This is a genomic window from Streptomyces sp. NPDC090083 (genome assembly GCF_044747445.1).
Taxonomy (GTDB): Bacteria; Actinomycetota; Actinomycetes; order Streptomycetales; family Streptomycetaceae; genus Streptomyces.
In genome coordinates this window covers 821,976-843,771 of sequence record NZ_JBIVED010000002.1, presented here as the reverse complement: position 1 = coordinate 843,771, position 21,796 = coordinate 821,976, and the positions used below count along the sequence as shown (strand labels likewise).

Annotated in this window: 20 protein-coding genes and 1 pseudogene; 10 read left to right on the top strand and 11 right to left on the bottom strand. The window is 70.7% G+C overall.

Translation table 11 applies throughout. From position 1 onward, the window contains the following. The first annotated feature begins 96 nt into the window (after positions 1-96). A complete protein-coding gene (locus ACIPTO_RS09605) occupies positions 97-3,300 on the top strand; it encodes a tetratricopeptide repeat protein (RefSeq protein ID WP_401190477.1) in 3,204 nt (1,067 codons plus the stop codon). A 66-nt stretch (positions 3,301-3,366) separates the two neighbouring features. Here the strand turns inward: ACIPTO_RS09605 and ACIPTO_RS09600 are convergent, their stop codons facing one another. Together ACIPTO_RS09600 and mca are read right to left on the bottom strand one after the other, a co-directional pair. Further along, entirely contained in the window at positions 3,367-3,645 is a 279-nt protein-coding gene (locus ACIPTO_RS09600; protein ID WP_401190475.1) for a hypothetical protein, read from the bottom strand. Then, positions 3,638-4,498 carry a mycothiol conjugate amidase Mca gene (gene mca, locus ACIPTO_RS09595; RefSeq protein WP_401190859.1) on the bottom strand — a complete coding sequence of 287 codons (861 nt, stop codon included), beginning with the start codon at positions 4,496-4,498 and terminating at the stop codon, positions 3,638-3,640. The genes ACIPTO_RS09600 and mca overlap by 8 nt, the downstream gene beginning before the upstream one ends. A 203-nt stretch (positions 4,499-4,701) precedes the next feature. Here mca and ACIPTO_RS09590 point away from each other — a divergent pair, with 203 nt between their 5' ends. Then, positions 4,702-5,100 (top strand): DUF4307 domain-containing protein, encoded by a 399-nt coding sequence (locus ACIPTO_RS09590; protein WP_366316076.1) that lies wholly within the window; start codon positions 4,702-4,704, stop codon positions 5,098-5,100. 168 nt (positions 5,101-5,268) lie between these two features. Further along, positions 5,269-5,769: a transcription elongation factor GreA gene (gene greA / locus ACIPTO_RS09585; protein WP_352180911.1), complete on the top strand. Its 501-nt coding sequence runs from the start codon at positions 5,269-5,271 to the stop codon at positions 5,767-5,769. A gap of 69 nt (positions 5,770-5,838) precedes the next feature. Here the strand turns inward: greA and ACIPTO_RS09580 are convergent, their stop codons facing one another. The 3 genes from ACIPTO_RS09580 to ilvA form a co-directional block, all read right to left on the bottom strand. Continuing rightward, complete coding sequence (locus ACIPTO_RS09580; RefSeq protein ID WP_266771937.1) at positions 5,839-6,696, bottom strand: ABC transporter permease; 858 nt, start codon at positions 6,694-6,696, stop codon at positions 5,839-5,841. Continuing rightward, positions 6,693-7,709, bottom strand: coding sequence for an ATP-binding cassette domain-containing protein (locus tag ACIPTO_RS09575; protein ID WP_401190472.1), 1,017 nt, complete (start codon positions 7,707-7,709; stop codon positions 6,693-6,695). The genes ACIPTO_RS09580 and ACIPTO_RS09575 overlap by 4 nt, the downstream gene beginning before the upstream one ends. Positions 7,710-7,889: 180 nt before the next feature. Next, positions 7,890-9,119: a threonine ammonia-lyase gene (gene ilvA / locus ACIPTO_RS09570; protein WP_366316081.1), complete on the bottom strand. Its 1,230-nt coding sequence runs from the start codon at positions 9,117-9,119 to the stop codon at positions 7,890-7,892. 163 nt (positions 9,120-9,282) lie between these two features. On the opposite strand from ilvA, the gene ACIPTO_RS09565 reads away from it, so the two are divergent. The 3 genes from ACIPTO_RS09565 to ACIPTO_RS09555 all read left to right on the top strand — a co-directional run bounded on the left by ACIPTO_RS09565 (position 9,283) and on the right by ACIPTO_RS09555 (position 10,679). After that, positions 9,283-9,780, top strand: coding sequence for a MarR family transcriptional regulator (locus tag ACIPTO_RS09565; RefSeq protein WP_366317074.1), 498 nt, complete (start codon positions 9,283-9,285; stop codon positions 9,778-9,780). Positions 9,781-9,892: 112 nt separating this feature from the next. Beyond that, a complete protein-coding gene (locus ACIPTO_RS09560) occupies positions 9,893-10,396 on the top strand; it encodes a sigma factor-like helix-turn-helix DNA-binding protein (RefSeq protein WP_366316083.1) in 504 nt (167 codons plus the stop codon). A gap of 34 nt (positions 10,397-10,430) precedes the next feature. Then, the gene (locus tag ACIPTO_RS09555; RefSeq protein WP_266771930.1) at positions 10,431-10,679 is read left to right on the top strand and encodes a hypothetical protein; all 249 of its coding nucleotides are present in this window, start codon (positions 10,431-10,433) and stop codon (positions 10,677-10,679) included. A 30-nt stretch (positions 10,680-10,709) separates the two neighbouring features. Here ACIPTO_RS09555 and ACIPTO_RS09550 read toward each other — a convergent pair whose 3' ends face one another. Then, positions 10,710-11,864, bottom strand: coding sequence for a cystathionine gamma-synthase (locus tag ACIPTO_RS09550; protein ID WP_366316085.1), 1,155 nt, complete (start codon positions 11,862-11,864; stop codon positions 10,710-10,712). A gap of 296 nt (positions 11,865-12,160) precedes the next feature. On the opposite strand from ACIPTO_RS09550, the gene ACIPTO_RS09545 reads away from it, so the two are divergent. The 3 genes from ACIPTO_RS09545 (at position 12,161) to ACIPTO_RS09535 (ending at position 14,720) form a co-directional block, all read left to right on the top strand. After that, complete coding sequence (locus ACIPTO_RS09545; RefSeq protein WP_366316087.1) at positions 12,161-13,279, top strand: hypothetical protein; 1,119 nt, start codon at positions 12,161-12,163, stop codon at positions 13,277-13,279. A 182-nt stretch (positions 13,280-13,461) separates the two neighbouring features. Continuing rightward, complete coding sequence (gene msrA, locus ACIPTO_RS09540) at positions 13,462-14,130, top strand: peptide-methionine (S)-S-oxide reductase MsrA (protein ID WP_401190468.1); 669 nt, start codon at positions 13,462-13,464, stop codon at positions 14,128-14,130. Beyond that, positions 14,127-14,720 (top strand): hypothetical protein, encoded by a 594-nt coding sequence (locus ACIPTO_RS09535; protein ID WP_401190466.1) that lies wholly within the window; start codon positions 14,127-14,129, stop codon positions 14,718-14,720. The genes msrA (ACIPTO_RS09540) and ACIPTO_RS09535 overlap by 4 nt, the downstream gene beginning before the upstream one ends. Positions 14,721-15,102: 382 nt before the next feature. Here the strand turns inward: ACIPTO_RS09535 and ACIPTO_RS09530 are convergent. Both ACIPTO_RS09530 and ACIPTO_RS09525 read right to left on the bottom strand, forming a co-directional pair. Then, positions 15,103-15,477, bottom strand: a pseudogene (locus ACIPTO_RS09530) (hypothetical protein); the annotation flags it as partial. 2 nt (positions 15,478-15,479) lie between these two features. Further along, positions 15,480-17,540, bottom strand: coding sequence for a restriction endonuclease (locus tag ACIPTO_RS09525; protein WP_401190464.1), 2,061 nt, complete (start codon positions 17,538-17,540; stop codon positions 15,480-15,482). A gap of 3 nt (positions 17,541-17,543) precedes the next feature. Between ACIPTO_RS09525 and ACIPTO_RS09520 the strand changes: the two genes are divergently transcribed. Beyond that, the gene (locus ACIPTO_RS09520; RefSeq protein ID WP_401190462.1) at positions 17,544-18,128 is read left to right on the top strand and encodes a DUF4291 family protein; all 585 of its coding nucleotides are present in this window, start codon (positions 17,544-17,546) and stop codon (positions 18,126-18,128) included. Positions 18,129-18,296: 168 nt separating this feature from the next. Here ACIPTO_RS09520 and msrA (ACIPTO_RS09515) read toward each other — a convergent pair whose 3' ends face one another. The 3 genes from msrA (ACIPTO_RS09515) to ACIPTO_RS09505 form a co-directional block, all read right to left on the bottom strand. Further along, the gene (gene msrA, locus ACIPTO_RS09515) at positions 18,297-18,809 is read right to left on the bottom strand and encodes a peptide-methionine (S)-S-oxide reductase MsrA (RefSeq protein ID WP_401190460.1); all 513 of its coding nucleotides are present in this window, start codon (positions 18,807-18,809) and stop codon (positions 18,297-18,299) included. Positions 18,810-18,986: 177 nt separating this feature from the next. After that, positions 18,987-20,471: an amidase gene (locus ACIPTO_RS09510; protein ID WP_401190458.1), complete on the bottom strand. Its 1,485-nt coding sequence runs from the start codon at positions 20,469-20,471 to the stop codon at positions 18,987-18,989. A gap of 94 nt (positions 20,472-20,565) precedes the next feature. Further along, positions 20,566-21,648, bottom strand: a complete 1,083-nt coding sequence (locus ACIPTO_RS09505) for an aldo/keto reductase (RefSeq protein ID WP_401190456.1) — start codon at positions 21,646-21,648, stop codon at positions 20,566-20,568. Positions 21,649-21,796 lie beyond the last annotated feature (148 nt).

Genomic DNA, 21,796 nt, shown 5'->3' with positions numbered 1-21,796 from the left:
CCGCGCGGCCGACGGATGATCGTCGCCCTCTCGCGCTCGCGCGCTCACCGAAGGACACTCGTAGGCCAGGGAGTTGACGCCGGAGGGGGACGTGACATGCGGGACGGGCATCGGACCGATGCCGAGCGGCTGTTGGCTCGGGCCGTGGAGGAGGAGGTGCGGCGCTCCGGCGGGCGCACGGACGGGCAGGTGCTGCTGGCGCGGTCCCGGGCCGCTCTGGACTCCATGGCGGAGACGGCGGCCGAGGAGTACGCGGCCTACACGGGCGCGCTGGACGAGGCGTCGGCGGGAGCGCTCACCTTCGGGCAGCGCTACGCGCGCGACGGCGGCGGAACTCCCCTGCTGGTGGCGGCCGTTGCTGCCGTCGCCGCGGTGGTCGCCGACCTCGCCCTCGGCACCGGGAGCGGTACCGCGTTCGGTGCCGGGGTGACCGTCGGTGTGGTGGGCGCGGCGGCGACCGTCGTGAAGGTGACCGCCTCGCACCTGCCCGCCGCACACCACCGCGCCGGTGCCGTCAGCCAGCCGGGCGGGCCCGAGCAGTTGCGGCTGCAGTGGCTGACGGCGCTGGAGGTGCGGGGCATCCGGCCGTTCCTCGACCAGCAGCGGGTGCTCGCCGCCTCGACCGGGCCGACCCGGAAGCCGGGGCCGCGGCTGCGCGGCGCGGACAAGAGCGCGGCGGCGCGGCGGCGGAGTGTGCTGGAGCAGTCCTTCGGTCAACTCCCCGACGCCGAGGACGTGTTCGCCGGGCGGCGGGCCGAGTTGGCCCGCATCCGGCAGTGGGTGCAGGCGGGCCGGGCGAGTACGGAGACCCGGCCGACCGTGGTCGTGCTGCACGGCGCGCCCGGTTCGGGGCGCACCACCCTCGCGGTGCGGGCCGCGCACGATCTGCGGGACCAGTTCCGCGGCGCCTGCGTGGTGGACCTGCGCGGCGACAGCGCGGGCGAGCCGCCGCTGCCCACCCGTGACGCCCTGCTGCACCTGCTGAACCGGCTCGGCGCACCCCGCGAGCAGCTGCTCTTCCGGGAGCGGTCCTCACCCGACCAACAGGTCAAGCGGCTCAGCGAGTTGTACCACCAGCACCTGACCGGCCTGCCCGTGACCATCGTCCTGGACGACGCCTCCGACATCGCGCAGGTGGCCACACTGGTGCCCGAACGCTCGGACAGCCTGGTCGTGGTCACCGCCCGCAAGCCCCTCGACCTGCCCGCCGAACTCGCCGCCTGGGTCCACCAGTTGCCGGTGGAGCCGCTGGACGCGGCGGGCTCGGAGGAACTGCTCGGCGCGGCGGCACAGGACGGCTCGGAACCCTACGACGCCGAATCCGCCGACCGGATCAGGGACTTGTGCGGCGGACTGCCGCTGGCGCTGCGGATCGCGGGCTCGTCCCTCGGCCCGCGCTCACCGGGCCTGCTCGCCACCGACCTCGGCGCGTACGGCCCGGTGGAACCGGTCGAGCGGGCGCTGTGGCTGCGCTACACCGACCAGTCCGACCCGGCCCGCACCCTGCTGCGCCGGCTGGCGCTGGCCGGCCGGGCCTCGCTGGGCGCGGCAGCGGCGGCGGCCCTACTGGGCGCCGACGAGACCGAGGCCACCCGCCATCTGACGGCCCTGTCCCGGGCCGGCCTCATCGACCACGTCCGCGGCACCCGCTACCGCCTGCACGACCTGGTCCGCGCCTTCGCCCTGGCCCGTCTCCTCGACGAGGAGGAGGCCTCGGAGCGCACGGCCGCGCAGGAGCGGCTCATCGTGAACTACGGCGAACTCGCCGACTCCGTCCTGCGGTTGGTGGACGGCAACATGTCGACGCGCTCGGACCGCTTCGGCCCGCACGGCTTCACCTCGCTCGACGAGGCGCTGCGCTGGCTGGACGACGAGTCGAGCTTCATCACCTCGACGCTACGGCACGCGGAGGGCGTCGACCAGGGCGCCGTACTGAACCTGCTGGGCGCGCTCTGCGACTACTGCCTGCTCCGCGGCGACCTCTACCGACTCGGTGAGATCAGCGAGTTGGCGCAGGCCGTCGACCAGGGGCTGCTGGTCCGCTCGGTGCAGTGGCGCACCGGCATCGCGGCCCGGCAGCTCGGCGAACTCGACAAGGCACGCACCACCCTGGCCTCCGTCGTCGACCTCTACAGGGAGGCCCACCACGACGCGGGCGCCGCCAGCGCCCTCTGCTCGCTCGGCATCACCCTCCACCACCAGGGCAACCTCACCGAGGCGGCGACACGACTGCGCGAGGCCCTCGACCTCCAGGCCCCGCCCGAACTCGCCACCGACCGCGCCTGGACCATGCACGCCCTGGCCGCCGTCGAACGCGACCGGGCCCGACTCCCCGAAGCCATGCGGCTGTTGACCGAGTCCCTGGTCCTGCACCGTGCCGGGGAATCCGTGCACGGCGAGGCCTGGGCCCACTTCCAGCTCGGCCAACTCGGCCTGCGCATGGGCGACATCCCACGCGCCGAGTCCGAACTCACCACTGCCCTCGGCCTCTACGGCCGTACCCGCGACGCCCGCGGCGAGGCCTGGGCGCTGACCCAGCTGGCCCGCGCCCGGCTCGTCGCCGGCGACCCGTCCCCCGCGGTCGACGGCCTGCGCCAGGCCGCCGCCCGGCACCGCGACAACGAGGACGCGCGCGGCGAGGCCTGGACCGTCTACTACCTGGGCCAGGCCCTGGAGGAGACCGGCAACCTCGACCTCGCGGTCCGCGAGCTGGAACGCTCCCGCACGATGTTCTCCCGCATGCGCGACGTCTACGGCCTGGCCTGCGCCCGGCACCACTCGGCACGCGTGACCCGCGACCAGCGCGCCGCCCAGACGGGTTCGCTGCGCAACTCCGGGTTCGCCCGCCAGCTCCTCGTCGACGCCCGCGCCGACTTCCAGCGCATCGGCGTCGCCCACGGCGAGGCCTGGACCTGCCTGGAGCTCGCGGTCGTCGACGCGGGCAACGCCCGTACCTCGCAGGCACTGGCGCTGTGCGACGAGGCCGTGGGCCTGTTCACCTCGTACGGCGACCACCGCGGCGAGGACTGGGCGCACTTCCTGCGCTCCACGCTGCTGCCGTACGCGGCCCCCGGCGGGGTCGAGGTCGGCACGGCGGTCGCCCAGGAGGAACTGGCCCAGCTGTCCCGCACCCGGCATCCCCACCGCGACACGAAACTCGACGACTACGTGGAGGCGTACCAGCTGCTGCTGGAGCGGGGCGTGAACCTGGAGGCGGGCTGGCAGGCGTGGCGGCTCGGCATGGTGCCGAGCCGGCATGCGCGGGAGGTGATGGGGGTGACGGTGGCCGACACCCCCTGAGAACGGGGGGCGACGGTGTCCTGCACCCCCCGAGCACCGCTCGCGCGGGCCGTCGGAACGGCCGGGTCAGCCCTGCTTGGCCTGGCGCTCCGCCGGAGTGGCGGCCTGCGGGTCGGCCTTGCCCTCGGCCGTGTCCACGGACTCGGCCCTCGGGTCCGAGGCCTCCTTGAAGTCGACCTTGTTCATCTGCTTGCTCATGGACTTCATCAGGCCCCAGACGGCCAGGGCCATCACCGCGAACACGATGAAGCCGAGGACGCCGGGGGTGACCTTGTTCTCGTCGACCTCGGCGAGGGGGACCAGGTGCGTGATTGCCAGGGCTGCGCTTGAGCTCATGTCAGGCATTGTCGCGGATGCCCGCAAAGAGGTCGTCCTCGGGGAGGGACGTAGCGACGAGGGTCTTCGCCAGCTCGTACTCCTCGGTCGGCCAGACCTCCTTCTGGATCTCCATCGGCACCCGGAACCAGCCGCCGTCGGGGTCGATCTGCGTGGCGTGCGCGAGCAGCGCCTTGTCGCGGATCTCGAAGAACTCGGCGCACGGGATGTGCGTGGTCAGCACCCGCTCCGTCCGCTCGGCCTCGCTCCACCGCTTCAGCCACTCCTCGTACGGCGACTCCAGGCCGCGCGCCAGCAGCGCGTTGTGCAGGGCCTCGGTGCGCTGCCGGTTGAAGCCCTGGTTGTAGTACAGCTTCTGCGGCTGGTACGCCGGGCCGAACTCAGGCTCCGGGTACTTCTCGGTGTCCGCCGCGCCCTCGAAGGCCACCATCGAGATCTTGTGGGTCATGATGTGGTCGGGGTGCGGGTATCCGCCGTTCTCGTCGTAGGTGGTGATCACCTGCGGGCGGAACGAACGGATCTGCTTCACCAGCTCGCCGGCCGCCTTGTCGACGTCCTCCAGCGCGAAGCAGCCCTCGGGCAGCGGCGGCAGCGGGTCGCCCTCGGGCAGTCCCGAGTCGACGAAGCCGAGCCACTTCTGCTTGATGCCGAGGATCTCGCGGGCCTCGTCCATCTCCTTCTTGCGCACCTCGTGGATGTGCTCCTCGATGTACGTGTCGCCCTGGAGCTTGGGGTTGAGGATGGAGCCGCGCTCCCCACCCGTGCAGGTCACGACCAGCACGTCCACCCCCTCGGACACGTACTTCGCCATGGTGGCCGCGCCCTTGCTCGACTCGTCGTCGGGGTGCGCGTGGACGGCCATCAGTCGCAGCTGGTCAGTCAAGACTCAATCCTCAGTAAGTCGGCGCCCCGGTGTCCTGGGGTGCAATTCAGAAGGTACCGTCCCGCGGGGACGTCGATGAGGGGCGGTGGTCGGGCGGCGGGCGGGGCCTCCTATAGTGACCGAATCCGGGGGCGAATAATTCCGGGGGCCCGCATCCACGGCCCCCTGCCGAAAGGACGATCATGAGCACGGCGAGTGCGCGACTGCCCGAGGGCCGCTACGGCCGCTCGTCGGACGAGCGTGCCGACCACAAGCTCAGGATCGCCGGCGCCGTCCTCGCCGCGCTGCTGGTCGCGCTCGTCGGGTACTTCGCCTACCACTACGTCGTCGAGGCCAGGATCAGCGCCGAGGTGATCACCTTCCAGGCCTCGGACAACGAGGTCAAGGTGCACCTGGAGGTCCACAAGGACTCCGGGACCACCGGCTACTGCACCCTGCGCTCCCAGGCCGCCGACCAGTCCGAGGTGGGCCGCGCTGACTTCCACTTCGACGGCTCCGCGACCCGCATCGACCGGGTCGTCACCCTGCGCACCACGGCCAGGGGCACCACCGCCGAGCTGCTCGGGTGCCACTCCGACTGACGTCACCCTCGTTACGTAGGTGTTGACCTGGGTTGACGTATTTCTGACGGCTTATGTCCTCCCCCTGACGCCATTGAATTGTTAGGCTCGTGGTTTCGCCCTTCCATGAAGGAACATTCTTCTGGGTAGGGCGATGCTTTGTATTCCCAGTACCTACGAGGAGCACCTGTGACCCAGACCAGCGAAGACGTCACCTGGCTCACGCAGGAGGCGTACACCAAGCTCAAGGACGAGCTGGAGTACCTGTCTGGTCCCGCGCGCGCCGAGATCACCGTGAAGATCGCGGCCGCTCGCGAGGAGGGCGACCTGCGCGAGAACGGCGGGTACCACGCGGCCAAGGAGGAGCAGGGCAAGCAGGAGCTCCGCATCCGCCAGCTGACCCAGCTCCTGGAGAAGGCCAAGGTCGGCGAGGCCCCGGCGTCCGCGGACGGCGCGGTCGCGCCCGGCATGGTCGTGACGATCGCCTTCGACGGTGACGAGGACGACACGACGACCTTCCTGCTCGCCTCGCGCGAGTACGCGAGCGCCGACATCGAGACCTACTCGCCGCAGTCCCCGCTGGGCTCCGGCGTGCTGGGCCACAAGGTGGGCGAGGTCGCGCAGTATGAACTGCCCAACGGCAAGAAGGCCTCGGTGACGATCCTCAAGGCCGAGCCGTACAACGGCTGACCCTCGGGAACCGCCCTTCGGCGAAGCCCCCGGCGGCCTTGCGGCGCCGGGGGCTTCGCCGTGCCGTCCTCAGGCCGTCGCCGAGCGGTACTTCCGTACCGCCAGGGTCCGGAATATGAGGATGATCAGCAGCGAGTAGATCAGCGAGGCCCACACGGGGTGCACCATGGGCCAGGCGTCCGAGGGCGACTGTCCCGGGTTGGCGAAGAGCACCCGGCAGGCCTGCACGGTGGCGCTGAAGGGGTTCCACTCGGCGATGTGGCGCAGCCAGGGGGTCATGTTGCTGGTGTCCACGAACGCGTTCGAGATGAACGTCACCGGGAAGAGCCAGATCAGTCCGCCGGAGGTGGCCGCCTCGGGCGTGCGGACACTGAGGCCGATCAGGGCGCCGATCCAGGTGAACGCGTACCCGAGCAGGAGCAGCAGCCCGAAGGCGCCGAGCACCTTTCCCGCGTTCGTGCCGCCGTCCGATCCGACCCGCCAGCCGACGAGCAGGGCGACTATCGCGAGGACCAGCAGGGTCAGCGCGGTCTGCACGAGGTCCGCGAGCGTCCGCCCGGTCAGCACGGCACCGCGCGCCATGGGCAGCGAGCGGAACCGGTCGATCAGGCCCTTGTGCATGTCGTCCGCGATGCCCGCGCCGGAGCTGGCGGTGGCGAACGTGACGGTCTGCGCGAAGATGCCGGCCATCAGGAAGTTCTTGTAGTCGGTGGCGCTGGTGCTGCCGCCGATCTGCATGGAACCGCCGAAGACGTAGGTGAACAGCACCACGAACATGATCGGCTGGATCAGTCCGAAGATGACCATCTCCGGGATGCGGGACATCCGGATGAGGTTGCGTTTGGCGACAACCAGCGAGTCGTGCACGGACTGGCCCAGCGCGCTGCTCGGCGCCGCGATCGGGGTGGCATCGGTGACGGCGCTCACTTCGCGGCCTCCTTCTTGTGCTTGCGGTCCTTGGGGTCCTGGGTGGCGTCCGTGCCGTTGTCCTCGTCCTTCTCCTCGGCCAGGTGGCCCGTCAGGGAGAGGAAGACGTCGTCGAGGGTGGGGCGGCGGAGGCCGATGTCGTCGATCTCGATGCCTCGGGAGTCGAGCTCGCGGATCACCTCGGCGAGGAGCTTCGCGCCGCCGGTGACGGGGACGGTGAGCTTGCGGGTGTGCTCCTCGACGGTGGTGTCGCCCTTGCCGAAGCCGAGCAGGACGTCGGAGGCGATCCGGATGTGGTCGCGCTCGTGCACGACGACCTCGACACGCTCGCCGCCGGTGCGGGCCTTGAGCTGGTCGGAGGTGCCGCGGGCGATGACCCGGCCGTGGTCGACCACCGCGATGTCGTGCGCGAGGTGGTCGGCCTCCTCCAGGTACTGGGTGGTCAGCAGGAGGGTCGTACCGCCGGAGACGAGCTGTTTGATGACCTCCCACAGCATCTGGCGGTTGCGCGGGTCGAGGCCGGTCGTCGGCTCGTCCATGAACATCACGGGCGGGGAGACGACGAGCGCCGCGGCCAGGTCGAGCCGACGGCGCATGCCTCCGGAGTAGGTTTTGGCGGTGCGGTCGGCGGCCTCCGCGAGGTTGAACTGTTCGAGGAGCTGGTCGGCGCGGGCCTTCGCGGCCTTGGCCTTCATCTGGTAGAGCTGGCCGACCATCTGCAGGTTCTCCCTGCCGGTCAGGTATTCGTCCACCGCGGCGAACTGGCCGGAGAGGCCGATGGAGCGCCGCACTTCGTTGGGCTGCTTCAGCACGTCGAGGCCGGCCACGACCAGTCTGCCGCTGTCGGGGCGCAGCAAGGTGGTCAGACAGCGGACGGCGGTCGTCTTGCCCGCGCCGTTGGGCCCGAGAAGGCCCAGCACGGTGCCCTCGGGGACATCGAGGTCGACGCCGTCCAGAGCTTTCACATCGCCGAAGGTCTTCACCAGGCCTTCGGCATAGATGGCGCCTGGCATATCTGTCTCCACGTCGTCGGGGATTCTTTGAAAAGCCTAGGTTTGTGTCTTTTATTCTGCCCAGGGAAGCGGCATGCTGCTGCCTGCGGGTGGCACAAGACACACCATAACGCGATGTATCGCGTCTCTCGACAGATTTTCTCGAACGAGTGACGGGACGGTGGCGAAGGGGCTCCGACCTCAGTCGATGACGGTGTAGCCCGCTTCGCGCAGGGCGTGACCGACCTCGGCGCAGTGCACCGGACCCTTCGTCTCCAGATGCAGCTCGACCTCCGCCTCCGTGAGCCCGAGCCGTGGGTCGGTCCGGACGTGGCTCACATCGAGGACGTTAGCGTCGACCACTGACAACACCCCGAGAAGCGTCGCGAGAGCACCGGGCCGGTCCGTCAGCCGCAGCGTCACGGCCAGGTAGCGGCCCTGCGCGGACATGCCGTGGCGCAGGATGCGGTTGAGCAGCAGCGGGTCGACGTTGCCGCCGGACAGCAGCGCGACGACCGGGCCCTCGAAGCCCCGCGGGTCGCTCAGCAGCGCCGCGACGGGGCTGGCGCCGGCCGGTTCGACGACCAGCTTGGCCCGCTCCAGGCAGAGCAGCAGCGCGGCGGACAGCTCGTCCTCGGTGACCGTGCGGACCTCGTCGACCAGTTCGGCGACGATCCCGAACGGCACGTCTCCGGGGCGCCCGACCTTGATGCCGTCGGCCATCGTCGCCGGGTTGCGGACGGACAGCGGGCGCCCGGCGGCCAGTGAGGGCGGGAACGCGGCGGCGCCCGCCGCCTGGACGCCCACGATCCGTACGTCGGGGCGCAGCGCCTTCACGGCGACCGCGACCCCGGCCGCGAGCCCGCCGCCGCCGATGCCGACGACGATCGTGCGCACCTCCGGGCACTGGTCGAGGATCTCCAGGCCGACCGTCCCCTGGCCCGCGATGATGTCGGGGTGGTCGAAGGGGTGGATGAACACCGCGCCCGTCTCCTGGGCGTACTCCTGCGCGGCGTGCAGCGTCTCGTCGACGACATGGCCGTGCAGCCGCACCTCGGCGCCGTACTCCATGGTCGCGCTGATCTTCGGGAGGGGCGCACCCTTGGGCATGAACACCGTGGAACGCACGCCCAGGAGTGCGGAGGCGAGGGCGACGCCCTGGGCGTGGTTCCCCGCGCTCGCGGCGACGACACCGGCGGCGCGCTCCTCGGGGAGCAGTCCGGCGATACGGACGTAGGCGCCGCGGAGTTTGAAGGAGCCGGTGCGCTGGAGGTTCTCGCACTTGAAGTGCACCGGCGAGCCGACGAGCTGGCTGAGGTGCCTGCTGCCCTCCATCGCGGTCACCCGCGCCACGCCCGTGAGCATCTTCTGGGCGCCGCGCACATCGTCGAGGGTGACGGGTCGCAAGGAGTCAGCCGTGCTGTAGCTCATGACTCAAGCATCGCAGTTCACAGACGCGCGCCACGGCTGTGACCAACCTCCGAGACTGGTTTGCGCAGCGCCGGTACGGCCTGCCTTCCGGCCGCGTACCCTGTCCCCCAACCCAGCACCCCCTTCATGAAGCGAGCCTCCGGCCATGCCCACAACACCTGAAATGTCGATGGACATGACGACCGTCGGTGAACCCGGTCTCCTCGACACGCTGCAGCACGAGGTGGCGGTGTTCGCCCGCCGTGCCGAACAGACCCGGCTCGGCGGCGTCGGACAGGTGCGCAACTCCATGGACCGCGCCGCGTACCTGCTGCTCAACCGCCTGGACAAGGAAGGTCCGATGGGCGTCAAGGCGCTCGCCGCGAGCATGGGGATCGACTCCTCCACGGTCACCCGGCAGGTGGCGCCGCTGGTCGACACCGGGCTCGTCAAGCGCACCTCGCACCCCGAGGACGGCCGCGCGGTGGTGCTGCAGCTGTCCCCGCGCGGGCAGTCACGGCTGGAGGAAGTGCGCTCCTCCCGGCGTCAGTTGATGGAAGAGCTGACACACGACTGGGCACCGGAGGAGCGCGAGACGTTCTGCGCGCTCCTCACACGCTTCAACAGCGCTCTCTCCGCGCGGATGGCCGTCCCGGGCACCGACACGCCGTCCGCTTCCTGACGGGCGGGCACCCGCGCGTGGTGCCCGGCTCCCGCCTTTCGTACCGAACTCTTGACCTCGCGACGCCCCTGGCCTCATATGAAACCGGGTCCTTCAGGGGGGAGGGTGCACGGTGCGAGAACGGCAGGCGTTCCAGGGCGCCCGCCGGGCCCGGGAGTTCGAGGCGTTCGTCGCGGGCGCGGCAGGGCGGCTGCTGCATGCCGCCACGCTGCTGACCGCCGAGGCACCGGACGACAACCCGCGCGCGCGGCGCCTGTTGACGCTGTCCCTGGCACACACGTACGCAAGCTGGGACCGGCTGCGCGGGGAGGACCCGTACGACCGTGCCCGGCAGTATCTGGCGACCCGGTTCTCCCGCGCCGCCTGGCACCAGTACGGCGGCCTCGGCAGGGGCCGCCCGCACCCCGGCAGCGCGCTGGGTGCCCTCGCGCCCCAGGAGCGCCTGATCATCGTCCTCAGGCTGTACGAGGGGGTCGCCGAGGAGCAGGCCGCGGCGCTGCTCGGGCTGCCCGCGGAGCGGGTCCGGACGATCTGTGAGCGGGCGACGGCGCGGCTGCTGCACCCGCCGCGCGGTCCCGCGCCGAAGGTGGGCGGGGCCGAGGTGGTGCCGTCATGAGGCCCGGGAAGCCGTGGGACGGGGGTACGCGCGCGTGAACAGGCCCGAGCGGGAGGCCGCCGTACGGCGGATCATGGACCGGACTCCGCCGCAGGTGCCGCCGGAGCTGTACGCGGAGGTCGTGCGGCGCGGCGGCCGGATGCTGCGGCGCAGAAGGGCCGCGCGGCGACTGTTGTGGCTGCTGCTGTGGACAGCCGTCGTGGCGTTCACCGTATGGGCCGTGATGGTCCATCCCTGGGTGGAGCCGCCGTCGGAGACGACCCCACCCCTGACGGGTTGGTGAGACTGACGGGCTGGTGAGACCGGCCGCGGACTAGCCCAGGGCCTGCTGCAGGTCCTCCAGGAGGTCCTGCACGTTCTCGATGCCCACGGAGAGGCGCACGAGGTCGCCGGGGACCTCCAGGGCCGAGCCGACCACGGACGCGTGCGTCATGCGCCCCGGGTGCTCGATCAGCGACTCGACGCCGCCCAGGGACTCGCCGAGCGTGAAGACCTTGGCGCGGTTGCAGACCTCGACGGCCGCCTCCTCACCGCCCTCGACCTGGAAGGACACCATGCCGCCGAAGGCCCGCATCTGCTTGGCGGCGACCTCGTGGCCGGGGTGGTCCGGGAGGCCCGGGTAGAGAACGCGCGTCACGCGTGCGTGCCGGGTGAGCATGTCGGCGATCTTCGTGGCGTTCTCGCTGTGCCGGTCCATGCGCACCGACAGCGTCTTGGCGCCGCGCAGCACCAGCCAGGAGTCGAAGGGGCCGGCGACCGCGCCCATCGCGTTCTGGTGGTAGGCCAGTTCGTCGCCGAGCGCCTCGTCGGCCGCGATCAGCGCGCCGCCGACCACGTCCGAGTGGCCGCCCATGTACTTGGTCAGGGAGTGCACGACGACGTCCGCGCCCAGGGCCAGCGGCTGCTGGAGGTACGGCGTCGCGAAGGTGTTGTCGACGACGAGCTTCGCGCCCGCCTCCCGGGCGATCTGCGCGACGACCGCGATGTCGGTGATGCCGAGCAGCGGATTCGAGGGGGTCTCGACCCAGACGACCTTCGTCTTCGGGGTGAGGGCGGCCCGGACCGACGCCGGGTCGCTGGTGTCGGCGACCGACCACTCGACGCCCCACCGGGAGACGACCTTCGCGAAGAGACGGAAGGTGCCGCCGTACGCGTCGTTCGGGATGACGACGTGGTCGCCGGGGCTGAGCAGCGTACGCAACAGGCAGTCCTCGGCCGCCAGTCCGGACGCGAACGCGAGGCCGCGGCGGCCGCCCTCGAGGGCGGCGAGGTTCTCTTCGAGGGCGGTCCTGGTGGGGTTGGCGCTGCGGCTGTACTCGTAGCCGCCGCGCAGACCGCCGACGCCGTCCTGCTTGTAGGTCGAGACCTGGTAGATCGGCGGGACCACCGCGCCGGTCAGGGGATCGGCGGTGTTGCCCGCGTGGATCGCGAGGGTCTCGAAGTGCTGACTGATGTGCCTGTCGCTCATGAGGCCCGAGCGTAGTGCGCTCGCGGGGTGCGCGACGATCCGGAGTTTCCAGGGGCGGCCGGGGGCAGCCGAGGAGGGCGGCGAAGAGAGGACAGCGAGGGGAGGACAGCGGGGGGAGTACGGGGCGGCAGGGCAGGAGCCGCGGGACGGGGCAACGGTCCGCTGGGGCGAGCCGGCAGGGCCGCGGCTGTTTTCCACAGGGACGGGACGGAGGGCGGGCCGGCGGCCGGCGCGAGTTTTCCACAGGGTGGCGCACCGGTTGGCCAATTGTCGGACGCGTCTGGTTCGCTTGAGGCATGGAGATTCTCTGGGTCCTGATGGCGCTGGTCTTGCTGGGCTTCGTGCTGGTCCCGTTCATGCGGCGCAGGCGCGGCATGATCGAGCAGGTGGCGCCGGGCCACCCGGACGCCGCGGACCCGGCGACGTACGGCTTCGTGCGCGAGGAGGAGCTGGACATCCGCATGCCCGGGCCCGACCAGGACCTGCTGGACGTCCTCGACCTGGTGCAGCGCACCCAGGACTACCGCGCGGCGATGCAGCTGCTGGCCGGCACCGAGATCACCGGTGAGCTCCGCTGGCAGCGCGTGCAGGCCTTCGCGGGGGCCGCCTCGCTGGAGCTGCAGCAGCGGCCCGGCGGGGTCAGCGAGACGCCGGGCGGCCAGTGGCTGCGGGTGTGGCGGCTGGAGCACCCGAAGGACGCGGGCGGCGCGGCCGTGCACGCGGAGTTCCTGGTGCAGCAGGCGTGGCGTACGTCGACGCGAGGGACGGACGAGTTCCGGATCATCATGGAGGAGGCGCGGGACGCCTGCGGGCAGGCGGCGCTGCTCTCCCCCGGTGACCCGGTGCCGTACATCGTCGAGCTGTCGGTGGCACGTGGACTGACGTATCCGCAGCCGGAGTTCGAGCAGGTGTGGCTGAAGATCCTGGACCGCTCGCCGGCGCACATGGGGGCGCATCTGGCGGCCCTGCACTACTGGTGCGAGAAGTGGCACGGCTCGCGCGAGCTGGCGAACTCGTTCGCGGAGGCGGCCGCCGCACGGGCCCCGCAGGGTTCCCTCCTCGCCGCGATGCCGCTGTTCGCGGTCTTCGAGCACCTGCCCGAGGTCAACCTGGTCAGCAGCTTCTACCAGAGCGAGGTCGTCGAGAAGGCGATCCACGGCGCCCTCTTCGCCGTCCACGCGGCCCGCCCCGACGACCCGATGCTGGCGCACGTCCGCCATCTCCTGGTCTTCTTCCTGGTCCGGGCCGAGCGCTGGTCCGAGGCGATGAACCAGCTCATACACATCGACGGCCACGTCGGGGCCCTGCCCTGGACGCTGTCACCGGACCCGGCGGCGGAGTTCGCGGTGTACCGGGCACTGGCGGTGGCGGGGTACGAGGCGAACGGAGGGAGCCCGGCGAGCCTGCCGCACTGACGTTTCCGGAGGGAGCGGTGGGGTCAGGGGCACTGCGAGAGGGCCAGGGGCACTGCGCGGAGGCCTGGGGTAAGGCGGTCGTGGGATGAGGCGGTCGTACCTTCGCAAACGTGGCGGAATTCTCGGCGGCTCCCGCCCGTTCAGGACGTACGGACCCGTGGTGAGGCCCGATTGGAGACCGTATGTTCCTGCACAGCCGTACCCCTCAACTGCCGTCCCGTGAGCAGGCCTTGCAGGGGCGTCCGGAGCGGATCTTCGCGGTCCCCGATCGGCACACCGTCCTCGGGGCGCCGCTGCTGGGCCCCTACCCCGGACATCTGGAAGTCGCCGATTTCGCCATGGGCTGCTTCTGGGGCGCGGAGCGGACGTTCTGGCGGCTTCCGGTGGGCGTCTGGACGACGCTGGTCGGCTACCAGGGCGGTTACACCGAGAACCCCACGTACGAGGAGGTCTGTTCGGGCCTGACCGGTCATACGGAGGTGGTCCGTGTGGTCCACGACCCGCAACTGATCTCGTACGAGAGGCTGTTGAAGACGTTCTGGGAATCGCACAACCCGACCCAGGGCTTCCGCCAGGGCAACGACGTGGGCACGCAGTACCGTTCGGCGATCTACACCCACACCCCCGCCCAGGCAGCCGCGGCGGAAGCCTCGCGCACGGCGTACCAGCAGGTCCTCACCCGCTCGCGCTACGGCACGATCAGCACGGAGATACTCCCGGCCGAGGGGCGGGAGTTCTATCCGGCCGAGGGATATCACCAGCAGTACCTCGACAAGAATCCGGCGGGGTACTGCGGGATCGGCGGGACGGGGGTGTCCTGCCCGATCGGTGTGGCGCCGGCAGCGGGATGAGCGGCGGCCTCGACGGAGATCGACTGTCCGCGCTGTGGGAGCGCCAGTACCCGAAGGGGCCACCCGTCGCCCATGAACTGCGCACCGCCTACAGCGACCGCTGGGTGCGCTTCCACAGCCTCCCCGGCTCGAAGCGCTACCCGGAGACCGAGGCCGAGTACGCCATCGCCCTCCACCGGTACAACACGGTCCTGGACGAACTCTTCGAGGGCACCGAGGTCTACGTCATCACCATGGGCTGGTCCTGGGAACCGCGCGGACCGGAACTCCCGCCAGAGCGGAACAAGGTGCACCCCCAAGGCATCCGATGGACGACGCTCGCATACGACGACGACCCCGACCCCGAACTCCACAGCTACACCCACCTCTACGCCGACCGCCGCCCCTGGCGACGGGGCACGGTCGACGGCATCCTCCGCGCCGTGGCAGACGACGTACTCAGCGGCGTGATCATCACCGACAGCGAACTCAGCCGCATCCACCATCCGTACGACGGTGGCGCAGACGTCATCGCAACGAGCACCGCGGAACGCGACCGAATGCGTGACAGCCACCCGGACTGGCTTCCTCGAAACCCCGCCGGGCTTTGAAACGGCGATCGGGGAGCGACCGGCCTCTCCCCGATCGAGAGCTGACACCATCTCGTGCCGCCGGACAACTCCCTTGGCCAGCCCCGCCGGTACTACTCGACCAAGTAGGCGGGAAGGGGAACGCCTCGGTCTGCGGCGACGGCATGCGCGCCTCGAAGACATGTCGCCCATCGACGTCCTGCCCGATCCTGGACGACCACTACAGGCTCCTCTCCGCAAGGGTTCTCACGATCGCCGTGCCAGGTACAACGTCCTTCCCGCCGGGACACACTGTCCGGCCGCAAGTCGATCGGGTATCGCAGCCACACATCAGCGCTCTCCATGTCCATGTCGCCAAGGTAGGGACAGCCCCGCGAAATGACTCCCGTCCTGCGCTGAGCCGCTAGAAGACGCGAGCGCGCATGAGCTGCGTGCGGTTCTCGAGGATCTCGCGCAGCCACGGGCTGGCGCTGGCCGGCAGCCGGACCAGCGTGTGCTGGAAGACCCTCGAATCCGCTCGGAACAGGGAATCAGGGCGCTGCGCGGGCGGATCGTCGCGAAGGACACCGCGGGGCATGCCGCCGGACGCGGGGTTGGGCAGGTTCGGCTCGGGAGAGACCAGCCACCGCCAGACCCCGTACGGCAGCGGTACCGCGTGGGCTGGGCCAGCGTGGGTCCAGGGCTCCCCCGTCTGCGGGTGGTCCGGCACGAGGAGTATGTCGGCATCCGGGTCAGGGACGGGCAGCCCCGGTCCGGCGAGGACGGCGCGCCGCGCCGGTGCTAGTCCACTTCGATGCCGAAGTCCTGGACGAGTTCCTCCAGGCCGCCCGTGTAGCCCTTGCCGCCGAGCACGAAGTCCCAGTCCCCGTTCGGCCTTCGGCGGAACGAGCCGAGTACCAGGGCGGTTTCGTGTGGCCGGCCGTCGGAGACTTCGAGTCGTCCCAGCTCGTTCAAGCCCGGGTCCCGCAGGCAGATGCAGGCGTTCGTGAAGCCGGAGAGGTCTGCCTCAGGGTTTGCCTCCGGGTCGATGGCGGCGACGAGAACGAACCGGTCCGCGCTGTCCGGCAGGCCGTCGAAGGAGACACGGATCGCGGCCTTGTCAGGTGCCGTGGGAGGAAGGGCGCGGACCGAGCCATCCGCTGTCCGAGGGTTGTTGAAGAAGACGAAATGGTCATCGCTGAGGACACGGTTGCCATGGCACACGAGAGCGCACACGTCCAGGGCCACACTTCCGGTCCACGACATGCCCAGGACGTTGTGGTCGCCGGGCAGCGGAGTGCCCGAACCGGACGGCGCTGGTTGAGCCGGAGCCTGACGGGCGGTTTCGCCCAGGCGCCCCCGCAGGCCATGGCGGTGCAACAGGTCGACGAGTTGAGTACCTGAGATCAGTTCGAGCGGCTTTCCGTTGGCGAAGGTGTGCGAGCCGGGGCCGAATCCTGACGTCGTCACGAGGACGCCCTTGTTGGCGCCGGCATCCTGGACGGTCCCGTACAGGTCGCGCACGGCGGTGGGCGGCACCGTGTTGCGGTAGCGCTTCACCTGCACGACGATCTTTCCGCCGCGGATCGGTGTCGGATCCAGTGCGTCGACGTCCACGCCGCCGTCGTTGGAGCGCTGGGTGGTGACCGCCTGCATCCCCATGGCCCGGAAGAGATCGGCGACGAGGTCCTCGAACACGATCGGATCCATGCTGTACAGGTCCGGTTCCTCATCACCGCCCTGCGCGACAACGCGGCTCCCGACATCCAGCGGCAGGCGACTCGGGCGTACTGGCGCCAACTGGTCCGGGCGGGGCGAGAGTTGGCCGCGCAGCGCGTCGGCCAGACAGCTGCCTGCATCCACCTGCGCCAAGTGCAGGTCGCGGAAAGTCGAACGCGACGCCATGACGGTAGCCAGGTAAATGCGTCCTGGTCGGCCCGTCGTCGGGTCGTGCCCGTCGACGAACCCGTTCAACGTCACCGACTCGAGCGCGCCCGGCTCATCCGCGGCGAAGAGCTGGTGCAGGACGAGCAGTGCGCACTGTGCGAGAACGTCCCGGTACAGAGACCGGCGCTGACCCACCGGGCGGAGGGTCTCCTTGTCCTGGTCCGTCCCGGCCACGTACCGAACGGACTTGACCTCGGGAATGACGTCGTAGGCAGGCAACTCCCAGTCCAGCACCAGTTGTCGAGCTGCCGGATCGTAGGCGGCCACCACCTGACGCGGGAAGTCCTCCGGCCATGATGCGGAGGTGTAGAGAGCACCCGAGAAGTACTCGACCACGGATTCAGGATCGCGGCGCCTCACCCCGTCGGTCATCTCGATGATGCCGGCGTTGTACTGACGCACTTCGGTCAGCTGGGCATCGGCCCACTGCTGGTACTCCCGCTGGTAGGACGCCAGTTGCTGCTGCCGCTGAGCCTCCGCCGTCTGGGCGGCCTGCCAGTCCCGCTCGAAGCGCGCCCGTGCCTCGGCCTGCGCCTGAGCCCGACGACTGGCGGTCCACCCGCTCTGTGTTTGGTACTGGTTGAAGTCCGGCATGGGCACGGGATGGGCCAAGGGGCCCGGGGCGAAAGGCTGTACGTCCTCGGGGCGGAGAAGGGCGGAAGCCTGGAAAGCCGGATCCTGACAACCCGAGGCGAGAAGACCTTGCAGCGACGCGACCTGCGCGTCCAGTTCCTCCGTGCGGCGCAGCGCCTCAGCCTGCCTGTACTCACGATGGCTCTGCGCGGCCCGCCGCTGATAGGCGCGCGCTTGCTGCGCTTCCTGTCGCTGTCGTCTGGCTTCCGCCTGTATCTGACGTTGCTGCTGCCGCTGCATTTCAGCCCAGACGCCGACAACGCCGGTAGAACGACGACTCATGAAGTGCTGGCCCTCCCCGAGGCACTCTGGTTGTCCCCACAACCAGGTGTAACCACACGACTGTACTCAGCAATTGCCGTCTCGCATATCCACGCGCCAACGGCAACCTCCCCTCCGCATCTCCCCAGGTCAACCGAACTGGAGGGTGGCCGAGGACGCGCCAGGCACCGCTGCGGCTGGGCCACGAAGGGCGGGCAGGAGACGGTTCTCGCCGTCGACATCACCCGCGGCGGTTTCGAGTGGGCGCTGCGGAACGCGTGTCTGTCGAGCCACGTCCGCGGGGTGCACGCCGATCTCGCGGGCTGGCGGCGGGAGTTGAGGCGTGCGCCCGCCCGGGTGCAGTGGGACCCGGAGCGGGATCTGCGCCTGCGACCGCTGTCGTACCGCTCGTTGCAGCTCGGTCTCTCCGGTGAGGCGGTACGGCGTTACGCGGACGAGTGGACGGTCGGCATCCGCGATGTCACTCCGCTCGCCCGCGAGATCCACGCGCTCGTGAGCGACGGGGATCTCGACTCGGCGGCCAGGTCGCTGCCCCAGGAGCGGCCCTGTCCCGCGGGCGACGACCTCCTTGCCCACCTGCGGGGTTGACCGGAGCGGACAGTCGATCGGCGGGCGGGGACGGCCGTTCTTCCCCGCGCGCGTCGGTAGTCGGCGGCCCAGCCCGTGAAAGCCGAGCCGCCTCCTCCCCCCACCAGTGCTCAACCCCACCGAGCCGGACGGGCCCTCCCCCGGCCCTTCCTCCCGCTCAGCCCTCCGTCAGCCCTCCGAGCGCGCCGGCAGGCGCCAGCCCGGTCGGGGGAAGTGGCAGGTGTAGCCGTCCGGGTACTTCTGGAGGTAGTCCTGGTGCTCGGGCTCCGCCTCCCAGAACGGACCGACCGGCTCCACCTCGGTGACGACCTTGCCCGGCCAGAGGCCCGACGCGTCGACGTCCGCGATCGTGTCCTCGGCGATGCGCTTCTGCTCGTCGTCGACGTAGTAGATCGCCGAGCGGTAGCTGAGGCCGATGTCGTTGCCCTGGCGGTTCTTGGTGCTCGGGTCGTGGATCTGGAAGAAGAACTCCAGCAACGCGCGGTAGTCGGTCTGCTCCGGGTCGAAGAGGATCTCGATGGCCTCCGCGTGCGTCCCGTGGTTACGGTACGTGGCGTTCGGCACGTCCCCGCCGGTGTAACCGACCCGGGTCGCCGTCACGCCCGGGAGCCGGCGGACCAGCTCCTCCATCCCCCAGAAGCATCCGCCCGCCAGCACGGCCCTCTGCGTCTGCGCAGCCATTGCGACCCTCCAATTTCCGTCACTCGGTCACGGGGGCTGCCCGGCACACATCTCACCGGAGCCCTTTACCCAGTGTGCTCAACGCGCGAGGGCCCCTGACGATTCCGCGATCGAGCAGCAGCCCCTACGGCCGCCACCCGACCCGCCCCCCTGCTCTCCTCTCCCACCCGGCCTGTCTCACCCGGCCTGCTGCCCCGCGACCCCGAAGCCCCCGAAGCCCCCGAAGCCCCCGATCCGCTCCTCCAGCAGTTCCGCCAGCCGCAGCGGCGTCCGGTCCTCGTACATCGGGCCGATGATCTGCACGCCCACCGGCAGTCCCTCGGGCGAGCGGCCGGCCGGTACCGCCGTGGCGGGCAGTCCCGGCATGGTCGCGACGCCCGCCCAGACGAGCTGGTCGTAGTACGGGTGGCCTACGCCGTCGATGTCGAGCCGGCGCTGCTCCCCGTCGGGGTGGTGGTCGTGCGGGAACGCGGGGGTGGGCGTGACGGGACACACCACCGCGTCGAACTCCGCGAAGAGCCGCCGCCAGCCCTGCCGGTGCCGCTCGCGACGACCGTTCGCCTCGATCCAGTCGCGGTGGGTGAACACCAGGCCGCGCACCCGCGCCGCGTCGAGCCCCTGCTCGTCCGCCCCCATCCCGGCGGCCCGGGTCCGCCACTCCTCGTAGAACTCGACGGGGAAGCCCGCGGAGAAGCCCGCGAACAGCAGCTGGGTGTAGAGCAGTGCCGCCTCGGTCGGGTCGGGCAGCAGTGGGCTGTGCCGTTCGACGCGGGCGCCGGCGTCGGCCAGCGCGGCGGCGACCCGGTGCACGCCCGCCCGGACCGCGGCACCGGTCGGGATGAGCGGGTGGTCGTCGAGGACGAGGACGCGGAAGTCGCCGAGCCGCTCGTGGCGGGCGGGCGGCAGGTCAAGGCCGTAGGCCAGGCCGAGCGTCAGCGGGTCCGGGCCGGCCATGACGTCGAGCAGGAGGGTGAGGTCGCGGGCGGTGCGTGCCATCGGGCCGACGACGGCGAGGTCGGGCTCGGCCGGGTACGGCGGTGCGGTTGGCGGGACCATGCCCCGGCTCGGCGCCAGGCCGAGGGTCGGCTTGTGGGCGTACACGCCGCAGAAGTGCGCGGGGGTGCGCAGCGAACCGGCGATGTCCGACCCGATGGACAGCGTGCCGAACCCGGCCGCCAGGGCCGCCGCCGATCCGCCGGAGGAGCCGCCCGACGTGCGGGTGGGGTCCCAGGGGTTGTTGGTGGTGCCGTAGATGTCGTTGAAGCTCTGCACGTCCTGAAGGGCGAGCGGCACGTTGGTCTTGCCGAGGATCACCGCGCCGGCCGCCCTGAGCCGCGACACCTGTACCGCGTCCTCGGTGGGGATGTGGTCGCGGTGGGCCGGGATGCCCCAGGTCGTGGGCAGCCCGGCGATGTCGTACGACTCCTTGACCGTCACCGGCAGGCCGAGCAGCGGCCGGTCCTCGCCTCGGGCGCGTGCTTCGTCGGCGGCGCGTGCGGCGGTCCGCGCCCGGTCGAAGTCCGGTACGCAGATCGCGTTGATGCTCTTGTCGTCCCGCTCGATACGGGTGATCGTCTGGTCGGTCAGCTCCACCGAGGACATGTCACCGGCGCGCAGCGCGGACATGAGTTCCTCGGCCGTCGGGAAGTTCTGATCATCCATGGATCCGACCGTAACGACCCCTCGGAGGAGCCACGAAACACCGTTCCGCGCAAGGGATTTGAGGCCCCACCGGCGCCCGCTCCCCGCTCGCCGCTCAGTACCGGACGCCGCTCGCCGCCAGCGGCGGATACACCGCGCTCTCCACGCCGTCCACCGTCGCCCCCGCGTACTTGAGCATGTCGCCGACCTGGCGGTTGAGGTCGTAGGGGAAGTTGAGGGCCGGGGCGGACACCTCGTCGAGCCGGGCGGTCAGGGCCGAGGGGAGGTGGAGGTCCAGGGCCGCGAGGTTGGCCTCCAGGTGGGCGAGGGTGCGGGGGCCGATGAGGGTGGACGTGACGCCGGGGCGGTTGCGGACCCAGGACAGCGCTACGGCGGCGGAGGTCGCGCCCGTCTCGCGTGCCGCCTCGGCGACCGCGTCGATCACCGTGAACTGGGCGGGAGTCGGGGCACCGAGGACCGCGGAACGCCTGGTGCCGGCGGGAGCCGGCCGCTCGCGCGTGTACGCCCCGGACAGATAGCCGCTCTTGAGGGGGCTCCACGGCAGTACGCCCATCCCCGCGTCCTGGGCCAGCGGGATCAACTCGCCCTCGATGGTGCGTTCCAGGAGGGAGTACTCCAGCTGGAGCGCGGTGACCGGGGTCCAGTCCCGCAGCAGCGCGGTGGTGTGCGCCTTGGCCGTGAACCAGGCGGGGGTGTCCGAGAAGCCGACGTAGCGGATCTTGCCCGCCGTCACCAGGTCGTCCAGTGTCCGCAGGGTCTCCTCGACCGGGGTCGAACGGTCGTGGTTGTGCAGCCAGTACAGGTCGATGTAGTCGGTGCGGAGGCGGCGCAGCGAGTCCTCCAGCTGGCCGATGACCGCCTTGCGGCTCGCGCCGCCGCCGTTCGGGTCGCCGAGGTGGAGGTTGCCGTAGAACTTGGTGGCGAGGACGAGGCGGTCGCGCAGGGCGGGGCGGGCGGCGAGGAAGTCGCCGAGGATCGCCTCGGAGTGGCCGTTCGTGTAGAAGTTCGCGGTGTCGAGGAAGTTGCCGCCGCGGTCGAGGTAGGTCCGGAGGATTCTCTCCGACTCCTCGACGCCGCTGCCGAAGCCGCCGTCCTCGCCGAAGTTCATCGCGCCCAGGCAGAAGGGGCTCACCTTGAGGCCGGAGCGGCCGAGTCCGACGTACGAGTCGAGTGCCATGAAGTGCTCCTCTGGGGAGTCGCTGGGAAACCGACTCCTCAAGGACACCACCGTGACCTGCGAAGTCGTTAGGGCAATCCCACCGACCTCTTGCACGATCCTGCCGCAAAAGCGGGTGACAGAGGCCGAGGGGACGCGGTGGGATACC

Coding starts and splice junctions, on each gene's coding strand:
- ACIPTO_RS09565 (WP_366317074.1), top strand. CDS start 9,283: ATGTCGATGGACATGACGACCGTCGGTGAACCCGGTCTCCTCGACACG.
- ACIPTO_RS09525 (WP_401190464.1), bottom strand. CDS start 17,540: ATGAGTCGTCGTTCTACCGGCGTTGTCGGCGTCTGGGCTGAAATGCAG.
- ACIPTO_RS09535 (WP_401190466.1), top strand. CDS start 14,127: ATGAGCGGCGGCCTCGACGGAGATCGACTGTCCGCGCTGTGGGAGCGC.
- mca (WP_401190859.1), bottom strand. CDS start 4,498: ATGGCCGTCCACGCGCACCCCGACGACGAGTCGAGCAAGGGCGCGGCC.
- ACIPTO_RS09505 (WP_401190456.1), bottom strand. CDS start 21,648: ATGGCACTCGACTCGTACGTCGGACTCGGCCGCTCCGGCCTCAAGGTG.
- ilvA (WP_366316081.1), bottom strand. CDS start 9,119: ATGAGCTACAGCACGGCTGACTCCTTGCGACCCGTCACCCTCGACGAT.
- ACIPTO_RS09600 (WP_401190475.1), bottom strand. CDS start 3,645: ATGCCTGACATGAGCTCAAGCGCAGCCCTGGCAATCACGCACCTGGTC.
- msrA (WP_401190468.1), top strand. CDS start 13,462: ATGTTCCTGCACAGCCGTACCCCTCAACTGCCGTCCCGTGAGCAGGCC.
- ACIPTO_RS09510 (WP_401190458.1), bottom strand. CDS start 20,471: ATGGATGATCAGAACTTCCCGACGGCCGAGGAACTCATGTCCGCGCTG.
- ACIPTO_RS09590 (WP_366316076.1), top strand. CDS start 4,702: ATGAGCACGGCGAGTGCGCGACTGCCCGAGGGCCGCTACGGCCGCTCG.
- ACIPTO_RS09550 (WP_366316085.1), bottom strand. CDS start 11,864: ATGAGCGACAGGCACATCAGTCAGCACTTCGAGACCCTCGCGATCCAC.
- ACIPTO_RS09605 (WP_401190477.1), top strand. CDS start 97: ATGCGGGACGGGCATCGGACCGATGCCGAGCGGCTGTTGGCTCGGGCC.
- msrA (WP_401190460.1), bottom strand. CDS start 18,809: ATGGCTGCGCAGACGCAGAGGGCCGTGCTGGCGGGCGGATGCTTCTGG.
- ACIPTO_RS09545 (WP_366316087.1), top strand. CDS start 12,161: ATGGAGATTCTCTGGGTCCTGATGGCGCTGGTCTTGCTGGGCTTCGTG.
- ACIPTO_RS09575 (WP_401190472.1), bottom strand. CDS start 7,709: ATGCCAGGCGCCATCTATGCCGAAGGCCTGGTGAAGACCTTCGGCGAT.